Annotated in this window: 1 protein-coding gene; it reads left to right on the forward strand. The window is 34.0% G+C overall.

Annotated features, from left to right (window positions below; genetic code table 11):
• Nucleotides 1-75: 75 nt before the first annotated feature.
• Nucleotides 76-1222, forward strand: a 1147-nt coding sequence (locus C200_RS03705) for an IS701 family transposase (protein ID WP_052133271.1), incomplete at its 3' end; no start/stop codon positions are given.

Below are 1222 nucleotides of genomic sequence, written 5' to 3' on the forward strand. Positions count from 1 at the left end.
GATTTACTCACCTTACGCACTGACATGATAAACGATGTATAATGAAATCTGATAGATACAGGGATTTCATCAGGAATGAATAAAGAGCTACTGGATATTTATAGCGACTATTTAATTAGCCAGAACCATTATGCAACGGCAACAGGACTTTCAGATTTACTGGAAGGAAGTATCAGCCATGATAAAGTCACACGCTTTTTAAATAAAAACCACTTTGGATCAAAAGAGCTCTGGAGCTATGTTAAAAAGCATGTTCGTCAGTATGAAGAAGAAGTTGGAGGCGTTTTAAGTCTGGATGATACCGTGGAAGAAAAGCCTTATACAGATGAGAATGATGTGGTTTGTTGGCATTATTCACACAGCAAAAGCGCTCATGTAAAGGGAATTAATATTTTGACAAGTATGGTGACTTACAAGAAAACGTCCGTACCTATTGGTTATGAAACTGTATTAAAAGACATCAAGTTTACTGATTTAAAGGACCGAAAAGAAAAGAGAAAATCTAATATATCGAAGAATGAGTACTTTCGTAACCTTATAAATCGTGCAATTAATAACCAGGTTAAATTTGATTATGCTGTTGCAGATAACTGGTTCAGTTCAAAAGAAAACATGAATTATATTCATGCCAAGTTAAATAAGTTGTTTATTTTAGGAATAAAATCTAATCGAATAGTTGCTTGCAGTTTAGATGATAAAATCAATAGAAATTACCAGCCAGTCAAATCTCTTGATTTAAAAGATGGTGAGGCCATAGATGTATATCTTCAGGGAATTAATTTCCCAGTGCGATTAATGAAAAAGATCTTCACAAACGAAGACGGGTCAACAGGTCACCTCTATTTAATAACAAATGATTTAGAGACGGATGGTGATGGGCTTTACAAAATCTATCAAAAACGATGGAAAATTGAAGAATATCATAAGTCGATTAAACAAAATGCAAGTTTAGCAAAATCACCAACTAAAACTGTTCGGTCACAATGCAATCATATTTTTGCATCAATCGTGGCATTTTGTAAACTAGAAACATTGAGTGTAAAAGCACAACTTAACCACTTTGCACTCAAATATAAATTACTTGTGCGGTCAAATCAAATAGCTTTTGAAGAGCTTAGGCGATTAAAATGTTTAAAATCAATACGAATTAACTTTATAGGTGGTTTGCGCGGCAAGCAATTTATCGCACCAATGATGGTTGAAGGTTATTGCAATGCTAACG

The sequence above is a fragment of the Piscirickettsia salmonis LF-89 = ATCC VR-1361 genome (assembly GCF_000297215.2).
Taxonomy (GTDB): domain Bacteria; phylum Pseudomonadota; class Gammaproteobacteria; order Piscirickettsiales; family Piscirickettsiaceae; genus Piscirickettsia; species Piscirickettsia salmonis.